Origin of the sequence: Cyclobacterium plantarum, assembly GCF_011290685.1 — a bacterium.
Taxonomy (GTDB): Bacteria; Bacteroidota; Bacteroidia; order Cytophagales; family Cyclobacteriaceae; genus Cyclobacterium; species Cyclobacterium plantarum.
Window position 1 is genome coordinate 1 of record NZ_JAANYN010000029.1, and the last position, 1,124, is coordinate 1,124.

The window sequence follows — 1,124 nt, forward strand, 5'->3', positions numbered from 1 at the left end:
AACCTGAGTTCGATTTTAATATATGGCAATTTGATTAGTTTGAGCAGTTTCATATTTGATTCCGGGCTTTTTTGGGAAAAAAGTATAAGCAATTAAGCCTGATATCAAGTTTGTAATGAAATTATTGAAGGAACGATGTCTGGAATGCTCAATCTGGCACATGTTTTTTAGTTCGTCATTTACAGTTTCAATTACGGCTCTTTTTCTCAGCATGATCTTATCTTTTAGTTCCATCAGGGTATTTTTCATGTTATTTCTGATATTGGTGATCAGGTGAAGTCCATCCATGAATAATATTTCCGTCAATGCTTTGGAAATATATCCTTTATCAGCATAAAGTTTCCCCTTTAATTTATTTACAAACTTTTTATTCTTCAGGGGTTCTCTGTCATCAACATTACCTTGAGTGATTACAAAATTCAGTATCTCCCCTTTGTCATTGATTACAAGATGAAGCTTAAAGCCAAAGAAGTATCCCATCGTAGATTTACCCACCTGGGCAATGTCTTTGAATACCCTGTTTCGCTTGATCCGCTTGTTCTTACATACCCTAATAGGAGTGGAATCAATAAAGGCTATTCCCGTCCCGTCCCCTAAACAACAGGTTTTCAGGAATATAGTCATTGGCAGGGAAGCGGATTGCATCAGTTCCACAAACCTGTTGTATGAGACCGTCTCCGGGAATAAATGTGCCATATGAACCTGTACATAATTTATATAAAAGTGTTTCATATTCCGATAGCCACCAGTATGAAACATTATCATGATTGTAATGACCTCGCTAGGGCTCATTTTAGGGGTTCTCTTAGGTTTATTTCCAAGGAGATGTTTTTCGACAGATTTGTCAAATTCAATGCAGAACTCGTCAATAAGATAGAAAATTTCGGTAATTTTGTTGTCAGTTAAAGTCATGTTCGAGTAGTTAAATTGTTGATATTCGCACCTTTAATTTAACAAAAGAACATGGCTTTTTCTATTTTTTGCAGTATTTATTTTAAATATTATATAGATTTAATATCAGTAATTTACCAAATATTCTTTATTAAATAATTATTCAAATCCCTTTCATAATTAATCAGATTTATACATGGGCATCCCTAAATCGTCGGATTTCGTAGAATTTA

The 1,124-nt window shown here is 33.9% G+C and carries 1 protein-coding gene; it reads right to left on the reverse strand.

Annotated features, from left to right (window positions below):
• Positions 1 to 15: 15 nt before the first annotated feature.
• Complete coding sequence (locus G9Q97_RS24630) at positions 16 to 912, reverse strand: IS982 family transposase (protein WP_166151936.1); 897 nt, start codon at positions 910 to 912, stop codon at positions 16 to 18.
• Between the last annotated feature and the right edge of the window lie 212 nt (positions 913 to 1,124).

Bases quoted from the DNA above. Each gene is read 5' to 3' on its own strand.
- G9Q97_RS24630 (WP_166151936.1), bottom strand. From the start codon at position 912: ATGACTTTAACTGACAACAAAATTACCGAAATTTTCTATCTTATTGAC.